This is a genomic window from Amycolatopsis sp. NPDC000009, from assembly GCF_055563465.1.
In genome coordinates, this window is the sequence record NZ_JBVHDI010000012.1 from 80,572 (window position 1) to 95,554 (window position 14,983).

14 protein-coding genes are annotated in these 14,983 nt (G+C 68.9%); 7 read left to right on the plus strand and 7 right to left on the minus strand.

What is annotated here, in order from left to right; translation table 11 throughout:
• Positions 1 to 58: 58 nt before the first annotated feature.
• Both ACZ3HL_RS27955 and ACZ3HL_RS27960 read right to left on the minus strand, forming a co-directional pair.
• Positions 59 to 1,984, minus strand: coding sequence for a glycosyltransferase (locus tag ACZ3HL_RS27955; RefSeq protein ID WP_465534642.1), 1,926 nt, complete (start codon positions 1,982 to 1,984; stop codon positions 59 to 61).
• Between the two features lie 6 nt (positions 1,985 to 1,990).
• A complete protein-coding gene (locus ACZ3HL_RS27960) occupies positions 1,991 to 2,473 on the minus strand; it encodes a GtrA family protein (RefSeq protein WP_465414729.1) in 483 nt (160 codons plus the stop codon).
• A gap of 101 nt (positions 2,474 to 2,574) precedes the next feature.
• On the opposite strand from ACZ3HL_RS27960, the gene ACZ3HL_RS27965 reads away from it, so the two are divergent.
• From ACZ3HL_RS27965 to ACZ3HL_RS27990, 6 genes are all read left to right on the plus strand, one after another.
• A complete protein-coding gene (locus ACZ3HL_RS27965) occupies positions 2,575 to 3,945 on the plus strand; it encodes an FAD-binding protein (RefSeq protein WP_465534643.1) in 1,371 nt (456 codons plus the stop codon).
• A complete protein-coding gene (locus ACZ3HL_RS27970) occupies positions 3,942 to 4,697 on the plus strand; it encodes a decaprenylphospho-beta-D-erythro-pentofuranosid-2-ulose 2-reductase (RefSeq protein WP_465534644.1) in 756 nt (251 codons plus the stop codon). Before ACZ3HL_RS27965 ends, ACZ3HL_RS27970 begins: the two co-directional genes overlap by 4 nt.
• Positions 4,698 to 4,769: 72 nt before the next feature.
• On the plus strand, positions 4,770 to 5,255 hold the full coding sequence (locus ACZ3HL_RS27975) for a YbaB/EbfC family nucleoid-associated protein (protein ID WP_257483709.1): 486 nt from the start codon (positions 4,770 to 4,772) through the stop codon (positions 5,253 to 5,255).
• Positions 5,252 to 6,742, plus strand: coding sequence for a WXG100 family type VII secretion target (locus tag ACZ3HL_RS27980; protein WP_465534645.1), 1,491 nt, complete (start codon positions 5,252 to 5,254; stop codon positions 6,740 to 6,742). Before ACZ3HL_RS27975 ends, ACZ3HL_RS27980 begins: the two co-directional genes overlap by 4 nt.
• Positions 6,739 to 7,425 carry a hypothetical protein gene (locus ACZ3HL_RS27985; RefSeq protein ID WP_465534646.1) on the plus strand — a complete coding sequence of 229 codons (687 nt, stop codon included), beginning with the start codon at positions 6,739 to 6,741 and terminating at the stop codon, positions 7,423 to 7,425. Before ACZ3HL_RS27980 ends, ACZ3HL_RS27985 begins: the two co-directional genes overlap by 4 nt.
• On the plus strand, positions 7,425 to 8,018 hold the full coding sequence (locus ACZ3HL_RS27990; RefSeq protein ID WP_465534647.1) for a hypothetical protein: 594 nt from the start codon (positions 7,425 to 7,427) through the stop codon (positions 8,016 to 8,018). The genes ACZ3HL_RS27985 and ACZ3HL_RS27990 overlap by 1 nt, the downstream gene beginning before the upstream one ends.
• A 77-nt stretch (positions 8,019 to 8,095) precedes the next feature.
• Here ACZ3HL_RS27990 and ACZ3HL_RS27995 read toward each other — a convergent pair whose 3' ends face one another.
• From ACZ3HL_RS27995 to glf, 5 genes are all read right to left on the minus strand, one after another.
• Positions 8,096 to 9,601 (minus strand): hypothetical protein, encoded by a 1,506-nt coding sequence (locus ACZ3HL_RS27995; RefSeq protein WP_465534648.1) that lies wholly within the window; start codon positions 9,599 to 9,601, stop codon positions 8,096 to 8,098.
• Between the two features lie 38 nt (positions 9,602 to 9,639).
• Entirely contained in the window at positions 9,640 to 9,978 is a 339-nt protein-coding gene (locus ACZ3HL_RS28000; RefSeq protein WP_465414713.1) for a hypothetical protein, read from the minus strand.
• Positions 9,979 to 10,076: 98 nt separating this feature from the next.
• Entirely contained in the window at positions 10,077 to 11,036 is a 960-nt protein-coding gene (locus tag ACZ3HL_RS28005) for a decaprenyl-phosphate phosphoribosyltransferase (protein WP_360134627.1), read from the minus strand.
• Complete coding sequence (locus ACZ3HL_RS28010) at positions 11,033 to 11,548, minus strand: phosphatase PAP2 family protein (RefSeq protein ID WP_465534649.1); 516 nt, start codon at positions 11,546 to 11,548, stop codon at positions 11,033 to 11,035. The genes ACZ3HL_RS28005 and ACZ3HL_RS28010 overlap by 4 nt, the downstream gene beginning before the upstream one ends.
• Positions 11,541 to 12,767 (minus strand): UDP-galactopyranose mutase, encoded by a 1,227-nt coding sequence (gene glf / locus ACZ3HL_RS28015; protein WP_465414708.1) that lies wholly within the window; start codon positions 12,765 to 12,767, stop codon positions 11,541 to 11,543. Before glf ends, ACZ3HL_RS28010 begins: the two co-directional genes overlap by 8 nt.
• Positions 12,768 to 12,848: 81 nt before the next feature.
• Here glf and ACZ3HL_RS28020 point away from each other — a divergent pair, with 81 nt between their 5' ends.
• Positions 12,849 to 14,858 (plus strand): DUF6541 family protein, encoded by a 2,010-nt coding sequence (locus tag ACZ3HL_RS28020; RefSeq protein WP_465414706.1) that lies wholly within the window; start codon positions 12,849 to 12,851, stop codon positions 14,856 to 14,858.
• Positions 14,859 to 14,983 lie beyond the last annotated feature (125 nt).

The following is a 14,983-nucleotide window of genomic DNA, read 5'->3' on the forward strand; positions in this document are numbered from 1 at the left end:
GGGCCCTTCACCGCGTTGTATGCGGTGAAGGGCCCTTTCAGCTCACGTCAGTCAGTGCCTACAGCTTGTAGAGGCGCTTCCAGTTGTCCCGCGAGCTCAGCTCGGGCATGGCGCGCTTGTACTGCTCCTGCACCGCCGCGCCTTCCTTGCGAAGCCGCTGGATCACCTTCGCGCCCCGGCGCGCCAGCTCGAACATCTTCACGCGGTCGTACGAGCGGACCCGCACGCCTTCCTGCGAAGCATCGGTGACGACGGCGGTGTCGAAGGTCGCGACGTGCCACCAGTGGGCCTCGTCGATCGGGATCGCGCCGAGCGAGTGGCGGCTGCGGCCGAGCACCCGGTCGAGGATCCGCTTGATCAGCACCAGCCGCTGCATGCTGGGCCGCGGCGCGCTGTTGATGATGCCGATGTCGTTCGACGCGATGCCCGGGACGTCGGTGGCCTTGTGCCGTTTGGTCTCGGGGTACTCGTCGCGGATCCGGCGGATCTCCTTCATCGCGGCGACGCCGCCGTCACGCAGGACCTCCGGCCCCTCGAGGAAGTCCTCGACGGCCTTGATCAGCGTGGCGGACAGGCCGTACTGCATGCCGAGCAGGTACCGCACCAGCTGCGCGATGAGCACGCGCGAGAGCAGGTTCAGGTTGAACGGCGAGTGCAGCGCGGCGGTGATGATCGAGTTCCGCAGGTTGAAGTAGCGGTGCCACTCGTCCCAGTCCTTCCAGTGGAAGTCGGCGTGCCAGACGCCGGCGCCCGGAAGGGTGACCGTGGGGAAGCCGTGCGCGCGGGCGCGGTAGCTGTACTCCGCGTCGTCCCACTGGAAGAAGAACGGCAGCGGGTAGCCCGTGGCCTTGACGACCTCGTACGGGATCAGGCACGACCACCAGCCGTTGTACCCGGCGTCGAGGCGGCGTTCCTGACGGTTCGGCTTGAGGGTCTCCTCGTCGACGCCGAGCAGGTCGGCGGTCGAGAGCGAGTGCGTGACCGGCTGGCCGGGCTCCAGCGTGTTCAGCCGGGCGTATTCGGCGCCGACGTGCAGCTGGTTCGGGTGCAGCAGGTTCAGCATCTGGCCGCCGACGATGACCGGGTTGACCGTGCGGTTGGAGAACGCGGTCATCCGGATCACGAGATCCGGCTCCAGCAGCACGTCGTCGTCCATGAACAGGACGTTCGCGTGCTCGGTCTCGGTGTGCCCGGCGACCTCGTAGAGGCCGCGGGTGAACCCGCCGGCGCCGCCGAGGTTCGGCTGCTTGATGTAGTGCAGCTTCTCGCCGAGGTCCTTCGCGACCTGCTCGAAGCCGTCACGCGACTCGACGAGGTCGGTGCCCTGGTCGGCGACGTAGATCGCGTCGAGCGTCTCCAGCGAGGAGACGTCGGCGGCGAGCGCCTGCAGGTTGGACAGGCAGTCGTCGGCGCGGTTCATCGTGCAGATGGTCACCGCGGTCGGGCGGATCTTCTCCGGCGCTGCGACCGTCCAGCGGACGTTCTCGACGCTGAGCGACTGGCCGCCCTCGGTTTCGAGGTCGAGCCAGAGCGCGCCGCCGTCGTAGAACTTGTCGAGCTTCGCGGCGAGCGTCACCTTCTGCCGCTTCGCGCCCGTGACGACCTCGGCGGCGACCACACGCGCGTCGCCCTCGATGTCGGAAGCGCCGACGGACAGCTGGCCGTCACCGGTGACGACGGCCTCGACCTGCACCTCGGTCACGTCGGTCCAGCGCTGCCAGTAGCTCGCGGGGAAACGGCCGAAATAGGTGTTGCCGGACACCTTCGACGCCGGCTCGATGGTGATGCCCGCACGCTCGCGCACGGCACTACCCCATTGGAGCTCGGCGTAGAGGTCTTTGCTGACGATGGGGGCCGGGCCGGCATAGAGCCCGCGCTGCGCGGTGAGACGGCCCTGCGGGGTGCGTTCCGCGAAGCGGGTGTCGTCGACAGTGCTCACCATGGCGCTCGGGGCCTCTCCGGTGACGGCGGCTTTACCGGGCATGAATCCTCAGTTCTCCTCTTTGCTGGTGGCGATGGCGCGGGGCTCACGGAAGACGACCCACTTGAGCATGACGAAATTGATCATGGTCGCGGTTGCCTGCGAAACGACCCAGCCGAAAGTGGCCTTCCAGGCCGACTCCGGCAGGACGTGCAGCATCGTGCGGTTGACGCCGACGGCGACGAGGAACGTCACGGCGTACAAGAGCACGAAGCTACCGATCTGACGCGCGCCCTCCTGGCGTCCACCGGCGAAGGTGAACTTGCGGTTCAGGAAGAAGGCGGTCGTGGTGCCCACGATGAAGCTGAGCGCGCGGGCGACGTCCACCCACGGCGTCGCGTCCATTCCGAGAGCGCGAAGCCCCTGGTAGACGCCGAAATCGACCAAGGCGCAGAAGCCGCCGATGAGGCCGAAGCGGATGAGCTGCCCGAGCAGCCCAGGAGAGGACGGCGCTGCTGCCGTCACGCCGGCTTTCGGGTCGGTCGCCACCACTGCTCTACCTCATAAACTGCTGGGGCTGGTGCGCAAAGTGTAGAAGCGAGCACTTCAGGGTCACGTTCCGGGCATTGTTCGGCGTGGTTACCCTGGTCGGCGTGACCCAAGCACCCAAGACACAGCGGCAGTCGCTCATGGGCTGGGCGAGGACGTCGCCGAGTATCGCGGACGTCCTGAGCACCCCCGACGTGGAAGCCATCGCCCGCGCGGTGACGCGGGCCGGGGAACGCGGGGTCATCGCGCGTGGTCTCGGCCGCTCCTACGGCGACCCGGCGCAGAACGCCGGCGGCCTGGTCGTCGACATGACCGCGCTGGACCGCATCCACTCGATCGACCCGGATTCCGGCATCGTCGACCTCGACGCGGGCGTCAGCCTCGACAAGCTGATGCGCGAGGGCCTGCCGTACGGGCTGTGGGTGCCGGTGCTGCCGGGTACGCGCCAGGTCACCATCGGCGGCGCGATCGCCAACGACATCCACGGCAAGAACCACCACTCGGCGGGCAGCTTCGGCAACCACGTGGTGTCGATGGACCTGGTCACCGCCGACGGGCAGGTGCGCACGCTCACGCCGGAGGGCCCCGACGCGGAGCTGTTCTGGGCGACCGTGGCCGGTATCGGCCTGACGGGCATCATCGTCCGCGCCAAGATCCGGATGACGAAGACCGAGACGGCCTACTTCAAGGCCGACATCCAGCGCACGGCGAACCTCGACGAGACCCTGGCGCTGGTCACCGACGGCTCCGAGGCCAACTACACGTACTCGTCCGGCTGGTTCGACTCGATCTCCAGGGGCGCGAAGCTCGGCCGCGCCGCCTTCCAGCGCGGCTCGCTCGCGAAGCTGGACGAACTGCCGCCCAAGCTGCGGGCCGACCCGCTCAAGTTCAACCCGGGCACGCTGGCCACCCTGCCGGACATCTTTCCGAACGGGCTCATGAACAAGCTGTCGTTCTCCATGGTCGGCGAGCTGTACTACCGCAAGACCGCGAAGAACGCGCGCGACCAGATCCAGAGCCTGACCGCCTTCTACCACCCGCTGGACCTGTTCGGCGAGTGGAACCGGGCGTACGGCTCCAAGGGTTTCCTGCAGTACCAGTTCAGCACGCCGCTGAACGCGCACGAGCCGCTGCGCCGGATCATCCAGAAGGTCGCCGACTCCGGCCACGTGTCGTTCCTCAACGTGTTCAAGCAGATGGGTGAGGGCAACGCGGCGCCGCTGTCGTTCCCGCACCCCGGCTGGATGGTCTGCCTCGACTTCCCGATCAAGGACGGGCTGAGCCGGTTCTGCCAGGAACTCGACGAAGACGTTCTCGCGCTCGGCGGCCGTCTGTACACGGCGAAGGACTCGCGCACCTCCGCGGAGAACTTCGCGAAGATGTACCCGCGGCTCGAAGAATGGCGCAAGGTCCGCGCCTCCGTTGACCCCGAAGGCGTTTTCGCCTCTGACATGTCCCGAAGGTTGGAACTGTGATCGACGCTGTGGGCAACCCCCAGTCCCTGCTGCTGCTCGGCGGCACCTCCGACATCGCGCTCGCGATCGCGGAGAAGTACCTGGCCGAGAAGCCCCTCCGAGTCGTGCTCGCGGGACGTCGGTCGCCTCGGCTCGACGCGGCCGCGCAGCGCCTGAAGGACAAGGGCGCCGAGGTGTCCACTGTGGACTTCGACGCCAAGGACATGGACTCGCACCCCGCCGCGCTGGACAAGGCGTTCGACGCCGGCGACATCGACGTCACCGTCGTGGCGTTCGGCCTGCTCGGTGACCAGGAAGAGCTGTGGCAGGACCACGCGAAGGCCGTCGAGGCGGCCACCGTGAACTACTCGGCCGCCGTGTCGGTCGGTGTCGCGCTGTCGAACAAGCTCAAGAAGCAGGGCCACGGCAAGGTCATCGCGCTGTCGTCGGTCGCCGGTGAGCGGGTCCGCCGGTCGAACTTCGTCTACGGCTCCTCCAAGGCCGGTTTCGACGGCTTCTACCTGGGCCTCGGCGAGGCGCTGGCCGAGTTCGGCGTGCAGATCACCGTCGTCCGCTCCGGCCAGGTCCGGACCAAGATGACCGAAGGTCTCAAGGACGCCCCGCTGACGGTGGACGTCGAGCAGGTCGCCGAGACCGCGGTCGCCGCCTCGCGCGCCGGCAAGGAACTGGTGTGGTCGCCCGCGCCGTTCCGCCTGGTCATGTCGGCCCTGCGGCACATCCCCCGGCCGATCTTCCGGAAACTGCCGATCTAGGGAACGAGCGCTTCACACCATTCGTCTCACCCGGGCACGGACGCCCCTCCGTCCCCGGGTTGAGAGGAATCGATGGCTGACCAGGAAGCCAGGCTCGACGCGGCCATCCGGTCGTTTCAGGAGCAGGCCGCCAAAGCAGCGGAACTGAAGGACAAGATCGCCGGGCTGCGCGGGTCCGCGCGCAACGCCGACGGCTCGGTGACGGTGACCGTCGCCCCGTCCGGCGCCCTGCTGGGACTCCAGCTGTCCCCCAAGGCGATGAACCGCACGCACACCGCGCTGCAGCAGGAGATCCTCACCGCGGTCAGAGAAGCGACCCAGCAGGCCGCGGCCGCGATGCAGCAGACCGTCCAGCCGATCCTCGGTGACCGCGCGGACCAGTTCAAAGAGGCGTTCAACGCCCACGTCGAACCGCTCGGGCCGAGCGCTCCGCCGCCCGCGGAATCCCTCGCCGGCCCGGCCGCGCAGCAGCCCGTCCGCACCCAGCGCCCGGCGCGCCCCGCTCCCGCGGACGACGACGACTTCGGTGGCCCGATCCTGCGGAGGGACTCGTTTTGACCGGCTTCGGCGTACAGACGGAAGCGCTCACCGCGCACGCGACGGGGTCCAAAGAGGCCTCGGGGAACTTCGGCAGCCTCGCGAGCCTGCTGGAGCAGGCCAGGGTCTCGGACGACTGCTTCGGCCCGCTCGGCGAACTGATGGCCTTCAAGTACTTCGACGGGCTGCAGGAGTGCCAGGGCCTCGCCGAGCAGGCGAGATCCTTCATGGACCAGATCGCCGACAAGACCACCACCGCGGCGAAGACCTACCTCGACCACAACCAGGGCACCGCCGAGGTCATCACCGGCCTCGGCGCGGGCCTGGACGACGGCGGCGGCGGCCCCGGCAGCCTGAGCGACCTCAACAGCGCCGGCGACTCCGGCCGCAAGGGGTTCTTGGAGCAGAACGGCGGCTACGGCAGCTCGTGGATCAGCACGTCCTCGGAGGTCGCCAGGGCGAGCAGCCCGCCGGACGTCGCGATCGCGGCCGTGCACGCGCGGATGGAGCAGCTCCAGCTCGTGACCAGCCCCGGACAGTCCTTTGTGGACAACGGACTCGGCTTCCTGATCGGGATCGTGATCAGCCCGCTGGTCGAGCTGGTGCTGGAGCCCGCGATCGGTGACCCCGAGCAGATGCGCAGCACCGCCAAGGGCTGGGAGCAGACGGCGAAGTGGCTCGACGGCGTCGCCGAACACGAGCAGAAGCGCGCCGAAGGCACCACGGAGGCTTGGAAAGGCCAAGCGGGTGACGCGTTCCGCGGCCAGATGACCGAGTTCTCGGGCGGCGCCAAGGCGTTCGCGAACGACGTCCGCGGGCTGCAGCAGATCCTGGAGATCGCCGCCGACCTGTTCGACGCCTTCGTCGAGATCGTCATCGACATCATCCAGGAACTGGTGATGGGCCTGATCATCGAGTGGCTGGCCGCGCTGGCCGCCTCGTGGATCACGGCGGGCGCCTCGGTCGGCGCGGCGGGCGCGGCCACGGCCGGCCAGGTCGCGGTCACCGGCGGGCGGCTCGGGATGAAGGTCAAGCAGCTGCTCGGCAAGCTCAAGCCGTTGATCGACAAGCTCGAAGACATCCTGAAGGCGCTCCGCAACGGGCCGCTGAAGAAGGTCGTCGAGCGCACCGAAGGGCTGCGCGACGGCAACTGGCTGCAGAAGCGGCTCGCCGACCAGATCGACAAGAACCCGCTGGCCAAGATCGTCACGAAGGCCAACCCGGCGACCGGGGCTTCCAAGACGGCCAACAGGTTCGCGGACCGGTACGGCGTCGGTGGCGAGGGCTCGGACGCGCTGACCACGAACCTCACCGAGGCCGGGCTGCGGGCGATGGGTATGAGCGGCACGACCAGCGTCGGCAAGGCCGCCTTCCGCGGCAGTGCCGGTAATCTGGCCGAACTGGGCGTCGAGCAGGGCGTCAAGGCCGGCTACCACGAGTCGCGGGATTCGTCGTCGGAAGAAGAGCGCCGCGCGGCGACCGACAGAGGGTTCACGATCGAAGAATGAATCTCGGCTACCCGCTCGGGGCCGCGTCGCAGGCCCTGCCTTCGCTGCACCCGGGCGAACGGTTGCTGTGGGCCGCGTACGGCCGGACGCTGAACTACGACGTGCGCGGCCTCGACCCGTGGGGAGTGCCGAAGAAGAGCGTGCTGGGCAAGATCGGCTCGGGCGCGGCGAACTTCGCGGGCGACATGGTCGGCGCGGCGCTGGGCGGGGGCGACGACAGCGGCCGGTCGAATCCGCCGTCGCCGCAGGTCGTCGTGCTCGGTGACCAGGGCGGCCTCGCGCACGCGGCGGTGCGGGAGCTGCCCACCAGCGGCTCGCTTTCGCGGCTTTGGGCGCTGACCAGCGCGCGGCTGCTGGTGCTGGAGAAGTTCGTCGCCCCGGAAGAGCCCACGAAGAAGTCGTTCATGGCGAAGGCGATCGGGTTCGGCAAGGACATCGCCTCGATCATGACCACGAAGACCTACGGCGAGAACGCCGAGGGAGTCCCGGTCGCGCGGCACGAGATGGTGCCGTGCGCCGAGATCCCGCGCGAGGCGATCGCCGGTTTCGCGGTGGCCGAACACGGCAAGAAACGGCGACCGTGTCTTCGGGCGTCCTTTGTGGACGGATCGGGAATGGATTTCCTGTTCGACTGCGACGATCCCCGGCAGTTCGCCTGGCTGCACTCGATGACGGTGAGCTGATGGAGACCACGCTTCCGATGGCGAAGTCCGTCGACGAGATCGTCGAACGGGAACTGCACCAGTTCTGGCTCGCGCCCGGCGAGCGTCTGATCATCGGCTGCCCGCCCGCGCACGGGTACGTCGGCCTGTTGCTCGATGGCGAACTCACGCTGCCGTATGAGCCGTCGCGGGAAACCCCTGCGGTGACGGGGAAAACGCGGTGGCCGCTGCCCGCTTCCGACGTGCTCGAAGGCGACTGGACCGACGACCCGACGATCGCCTACTGGGCCGTCGCGCGGACCGCGGATCAGACCGCCGCGCGGCTCGCGGACCACCTCGCCGGCGGCAAGGGCGAGGCACGGCTGACGCTGTCCGATCGGCGGCTGGCCATCGTGTACCCGGCGAAGATGCTGGAGGGCGAGGATCCCGCCCAGCCGTTCCGGACCTTCGAGGAGATGCCGTCGGGAGTGGTCCGTTCGGTGTCCGCGCTCTACCTGGGGCGGAGTTTCCCGCCGCGGCCGGTGCTTCAGTTCGTCTTCGCCGACGGGTCCGTGGTCTACCAGCGGGACATGCTGGCCGTCACGAAGGCCGACCGCGCCCGTTCCCGCCGCTGACTCCCCGCATTTCGTCCTCTGAATGCGGTAGTTGGCATCGCGAACTACCGCATTCAGAGGACGAAATGCGGGAGGGGTCAGCGCGCCGGGAGGAGGTACAGGCTCTGGGTGCCCATCCAGGGCGAGCTGATCGTCCAGGTCGCCAGCGCGTTCGGCGGCGGCGCCTTCCGGGTGGTGGCCAGCACGAGATCCGGGGTCGCGGGCGGGACGCTGTGGTCGAAGAACCGGAAATTCGCCGCCAGCAGAGCCTTGCCGAGATCGCTGCTGCGGTTCTTCGTCTCGACGATCGCCGGATCGACGGAGCCGCGGTCGGAGAACTGGTCGACGATGTCGCAATCGCAGGAGTAGGCGAGCGCGCCGACCTCGCCCGCGCTCTCCACCTTGCGCCCCTTGGTCAGTTCGCCCAGTTGCGCGCCGATCGCGCGGTATTCGTCGGACGCGGCGTGGTTGCTGGTGATGGGGGCGAACCGGCGCGGCAGTTCGGGAGCCGCGTAGGCGACAACGCTCGCGAGGAGGAAGGCGCCCGCGAGGATCCCCGCGCCGAGCCGGGCCCGGCCGGGCACCGCGCAGGCTCCGGCGGCGAGGAAGATCGTCGCGCCGACGATGCTCGGCGCGTAATACCAGTGGTACGGCGGGACGTTCAGCCAGCAATAGGCCAGATAGTGCGTCGCGCCGGCGATGGCGAGCGTGGCGAACGGCAGCAGCCGCTTCGCCCGCGCCGAACCGCGCCGGAAGTGGAATGTCCACAGTAGACCGGCGAGCCCGCCGATCACGAGCGGCAGGAAGGAAAGCGTCGCCGCCACCGGGAAACTGTGCAGGTACAGCAGCGGGCCGTTGGTGAAACTGAACGGCCCCCACGAGCGCTGCATGATCTTGATGACCAGGGTGTCCGGCACCGCCGAACCCAGTACCAGCCAGCTGAACAGGAACCACGGCAGCGTCACCGCGAGCGCGGCGAACGTCATCCGCCAGATGCCAACCCAGAATTCGCGGCGGCCGAGGAACAGCACGAACGCGATCAGCAGCAGGTCGATCCGGATCAGCGCGATCAGGCCGATCACCGCACCCGCGGTGGCGGGACGGCGTTCGTGCAGCAACACCATCGACCAGACGACGGCGGCCGCGCCGAGGGCGACTTCGAGCCCGGCCGACGACAGCAGCAGCGGGTTCACCAGCAGCATGCCCAGCGCCAGCGGGGCGAACCAGCCGGAGAGCCCGGTCGCGGCGCCGATGCGGCGCAGGCCGAGGGCGAGCGCCACCTGGCTCGCGACGAAGACGATCCCCGCGGCGAAGACGGCGTCCCGCACGATGAAGGTGACGAGCGCCAGCACGAGGACGTTCAGCGGCGACGTCGCGGTGTTGGCGGTGCCCTCTTCGATCAGGCCCCAGTGGCCGTGGAAGGCGAGGTTCTTCGCGTACGAGAGCGTGATGTACGTGTCGTCGATCAAATGCCCGCTGACCAGCACGAACACCAGGGCCGAAGCGACCGCCGCCCCGGCCGGGAGCACCCAGGGGCGGGTAAGGACGGCAGCTCCCGGCAGCGCACCGGGAGCCTGGGGCAGATCGGCGGAGGCGCTTCGCATCACGGACACCGTACACGGCGACGTGATGTTTCCGTTATCTACCTGCCGTGGGACTCGTCACGCCAGCCGCGGTCTCCTGGGCCGTCACGGAAGTCACGGTGCATGCCGGGACCGCCATGACCACGGTGTTCACGGGAGAAACCGGGCCGGTCACCGTCGCGGGAGGCCAGGCCGACGGCGGTGCCGATGATGCCGCCGCCGAGGATGAAGCCGAGGGCGCCGACCGCGACCAGCTGCGTCGCACGGTGCCCGGCGAACCGGCGGAATCCGCCCTTCTTCGGCGGGACCTGCCGCACCGGAGGGGGCGCGGCGGGAGCCTCGGCGGGCTGCTCGACCGTCTTGTCCTCGTCTTCGGACGGCCGCTGCGGGTCGCTCATCTTTCGCTCCTCAGGTTGATGGGGGCGGGCTGCGTGCCCGCCCCCATTACCGAGGATGCGTGCGCTTCCTATGGATGCGCTGTGCGTGAGCTGTCGAATCAGAGATAGAACGACAGGAACAGCGTGACGACCCAGCTCGCGCCGAGCACCTGGAGCACGCGGTCCTTGAGCGCGATCTCCTCCGGCTCGCCCGCGTTGCCGCCGTCGACGTCGACGGCGTACCGCAGGACGGCCACCACGAACGGGACCATCGAGACGACCGCCCAGACCGAGTCGTGCTCGACCTGGCGGATCTCGAACGCCCACAGGCAGTACGACATGATCAGGATCGCCGCGGACGTCGCCCAGACGAACCGCAGGTAGCTCGCCGAGTACTTCTTGAGCGAAGACCGGATCTTCGCGCCCGTGCGCTCGAAGAGCATGATCTCGGCGTAGCGCTTGCCCGCCACCATGAACAGCGAACCGAACGCGGTGACCAGCAGGAACCACTGCGAAAGCGCGATACCCGCGGCGACACCGCCGGCGATCGACCGCATCAGGAAGCCCGAGCCGACGATGGCCAGATCGACCACCGGCTGGTGCTTGAGCCCGAAGCAGTAGCCGAGCTGGACGGCCTCGTAGACCGCCAGCACGACCGCGAGCTGCCAGCTGGCGAAGAACGAGATGCCGAGACCCGCCGCGAAGAACACGGCCGCCGCGACGAACGCCACCGGCACCGGCACGATCCCGGCCGCGATGGGCCGGTTCCGCTTGGTCGGATGCGCCCGGTCGGCCTCGACGTCGATCGCGTCGTTGATGAGATAGACCGAGGAGGCCACCAGCGAGAACGCCGCGAAGGCGATCAGCGCGGCGATCAGCAGGCCGGTCCGGTCCGTTGACTTCGAAAAGGCGAAGAACGGTGCGGCGAACACCAGCACGTTCTTCACCCACTGGCGCGGGCGTGCCGTCTTGATGATGCCGCCGACGAGACCGCCGGCGACCTTCTTCGGTTCGGCGGCCTCGGCCACGGGTTCTACGTCGTCAGGCTTGGAATCGGCCTTCTCGGTCGTTTCACTCATCGTCGCTTCAGCTTCCTACGTATCAGGCCGCCGACTACGCCCCCTAGGGCCGCTCCGGCCAGAACGTCGGTCGGGTAGTGGACGCCGAGCACGAGCCGGGAGGCCAGCATCGGCGGTACCAGGGCCGGGACCAGGTTACGCCCGGTCAATCCGGAGTAGAGCACCGCCGCCGCCGTAGTCGATGTCGCGTGCGAGGACGGGAAGCTCAGCTTGCTCGGCGTGGAGACCAGGACCTCGACGCTCGGGTGGTCCGGCCGGGGCCGCCTGACCACGCGTTTCACCGCGATCGACGCGGCGTGCGCGCCGACGACCCCGGCCGCCGCGACCAGCCAGTCCTTGCGGCGCTTCTTGTCGACCGCCGCCCCGACGAGCCCCAGCGCGAACCATCCCGCGCTGTGCTCGCCGAAGTGCGAAAGACCCCGTGCCGCCTTCACCGAGACGTCGCTCTTGAGGATGCCCTGGACCTTCGACAGAACCGCCACCTCGCCGGTGGGAGCGCCCTTCTCAAGCATCGAGGGACCCGTCGAGAGGCGCGCCATCGGTCAGGTGCGGCGCGATCTTGTTGTCGAACACGGACAGCGCCGAGCCGATGGCCATGTGCATGTCGAGGTACTTGTAGGTACCGAGACGACCGCCGAACAGCACGTTCTTGTTCTTGGCCTCGGCCTTCGCCAGCTCGCGGTAGGCCTCGAGCTTCTCGCGGTTCTCCGGGGTGTTGATCGGGTAGTACGGCTCGTCGGCCTCGCCGGCGAACCGGGAGTACTCGCGGAACACGACCGTCTTGTCGGTCGGGTAGTGCTTGCGCTCCGGGTGGAAGTGCCGGAACTCGATGATCCGGGTGTACGGCACCTCTTCGTCGTTGTAGTTGACGACCGAGGCTCCCTGGAAATCACCCGTCTCGACCACCTCGGACTCGAAGTCCACCGTGCGCCAGGTGAACCGGCCCGCGGAGTAGTCGAAGTAGCGGTCCAGCGGACCGGTGTAGACGGTCGGGGTACCGGCGGGGATGTGCTCGCGGACGTCGAAGTAGTCGACGTTCAGCCGCACCTCGATGTTCTCGTGCTCGGCCATCTTCTCGAGCCACGCGGTGTAGCCGTCGACCGGCAGACCCTCGTAGGTGTCGTTGAAGTACCGGTTGTCGAAGGTGTAGCGGACCGGGAGCCGGGTGATGATGTCGGCGCCGAGGTTCTTCGGGTCGTTCTCCCACTGCTTGGCCGTGTAGCCGCGGATGAACGCCTCGTAGAGCGGGCGGCCGATCAGCGAGATCGCCTTCTCTTCGAGGTTCTGCGCGTTCGCGGTCTCGAACTCCGACGCCTGCTTGGCGATCAGCTCGCGGGCCTCGTCCGGCGTGTGCGACTTGCCGAAGAACTGGTTGATCAGCGCCAGGTTCATCGGCAGCGGGTACACCTGCCCCTGGTACTTGCCGAACACGCGGTGCTGGTAGTTCGTGAACTCGGTGAAGCGGTTGACGTACTCCCACACACGCTTGTTGGAGGTGTGGAACAGGTGCGCACCGTAACGGTGCACCTCGATCCCGGTCTCCGGCTCGGCCTCGGAGTAGGCGTTACCACCGAGGTGGTGCCGCCGCTCCAGCACGAGGACCTTCTTGCCGAGCTCGGCCGCGGCCCGTTCGGCGACGGTCAGCCCGAAGAATCCGGAGCCGACGACGATGAGGTCGTAGCCGGTGTAATCGGCTTCAGTAATCTTGTCGGGGTTCGTGTGCGCGCTCACGGGCGTCGAGGGTACGCACGTCGACTCCGAGCCCTGCAGCGAGCATCGGTTTTCACCTTCGACAGACACATTTAGGAAGCAGTGCCTACTCCGGACACCTTCTGGTCGTACTTCGGTGCGACCCTCACCTATCTGGCCGTCCTGGCGGTCCCCGGCGGGCTCGTCGGCCGGGCCGCGGGCCTGCGCGGCTGGGCACTGGCGGGCCTGGCCCCACTGCTGTCCTACACGGTAACCGGACTGGCCGGTCCGTGGCTGGCACTCGCGGGTGTGTCGTACAACCCGCTGACCGTGGCGGCCGTCACGGTCGTGCTCGCCGGGATCGGCTTCGGCCTCCGCAAGCTGGGTCTGAGCCGCGGCCGGCTCAAGCCGGGCGGCGAGGAACCGCCGACGAAGTGGCACCCGCGCGCGCACTACGCCGTCGCGGCCTGCGTCGCGCTGGCCGTGGGGCTCTCGATCCTCGTGGTGCTCTCGGCCCGCGGTGGGACGACGGCGGTGTTCCAGCGCTGGGACACCGTCTTCCACGCGAACGGCATCCGCTACATCGCCGAGACCGGCGACGGCTCGCTGACCGGCATGGGCACCATCAACTGGTACCCGGACGGGTCGTTCTACCCGAACGCGTATCACCTGGTCGGCTCGCTCGTGTACTCGATTTCGGGGACGACGATCCCGGTCACGCTGAACGCCATCACCATGCCGGTCGCCGGCGTCTTCGCGCTGTCGATGGTCGCCCTGATCCGCCAGCTCGGCGGGCGGGCCGTGTTCGCGGGCTGCACGGCCCTGGTGGCCGCCGCGGCCACCACCGGCGCGTACGAGTCGGTGTCCAGCGGGCTCCTGCCGTTCGCGCTGGGGATCGTGCTGACGCCGCTGGCCGTCGTCGCGCTGGCCCGCTTCCTCGCGCGGCCAGGCCTCGACACCGGCTATGTGCTCGCGCTGACCGCGGTCGGCCTGCTGGCCGCGCATTCGTCGGCGCTGTTCGGGGCGCTGCTGTTCGCCTTCCCGCTGGTGGTGCAGCGCTGGTACCGCGCGCTGCGGCACAAGCCGCTCGACGGAGTGCCGGAAGGCCGTGGCGGCTGGCGGGTGATGGGCGGCGACGTCGTCAAGATGGTGCCGGTGATGGTGGGCAGCGCGCTGCTCGCGGCGCCGCACATCCTCGGCGCCCTGAAATTCACTTCGGGTTCATACCCTTATCACGCGTGGGGCTCGGATCTGCCGGTGCTGAAGTCGCTGGGGCTCCTGGTGACGTTCCGGCAGGTGCTGAGCGCCCCGCAGGTGTGGCTGACGGTGCTGCTGGTGATCGGCGTGCTGAGCCTGTTCCGGCTCGGCCGGATGCGCTGGCTGGGTCTTTCGGCGATCGGCTTCTCGGCGCTGTTCGTGCTGGTCGCCTCGTTCGGCGCCGAACCGTGGGTGATCTCGCTGTCGAGGCCGTGGTGGAACGACCGGTACCGCCTGATGGCGCTCGCCGCGATCCCGCTGTGCCTGCTGGCCGGGCACGGGATGGCGGAGCTGCAGCGCTGGTTCGCGAAGTGGGCGAGCGGGCGCTCCTGGGTGAAGAGCCGTCCCGCCCTGCCCGCCCGGCTGGGGCTGGCGACCGCCGTGCTCGTCGTGGCCGCGTCGGCCGTGCTGACCAAGGGGTTCTACACGGAGTCGAACGCGCACGCGGTGTCGTTCCTGTACTACAACGGGCCCGAGGGCGAGGTCACGCCGCCGGTCGGCGCCGACGAACTGGCCGCGATGAACGAGCTGACCAAGATGAACATCGGACCGGACGAGAAGGTGCTCAACGAGCGCTTCGACGGGACGGCCTGGCTGTACGCGATCACCGGTATCCATCCGGTCGCCGGGCACTACGACCCGGGCGTGCCGCCGCCGGACGCGAAGTACCTGGCGCTGCACTTCCGGGATTACGACACCGACCCCGAGGTGCGGGCCGCGGTGCGGCGGCTGAACGTCAAGCACGTGCTGATCGGGAGCACGCCGATCAAGATCGGCGAACCGCCGGCACCGGGCCTGCGGGACCTGGACGGGCTGGACTTCCTGCGTAAGGACTACAGCAACCCCGGGGCCTCGATTTACACCCTGACCCGCTGAAGGACGCTGTCAGCCCCGTACGGAAGAGGCTCGGGGGGGGGGGGGGCGGCCCCCCCCCCCCCCCCCCCCCCCCCGGCCCCCCCACCCCCCCCCGGGGGGCCCAGAGGGGGGGGCGCCGGGGGCCC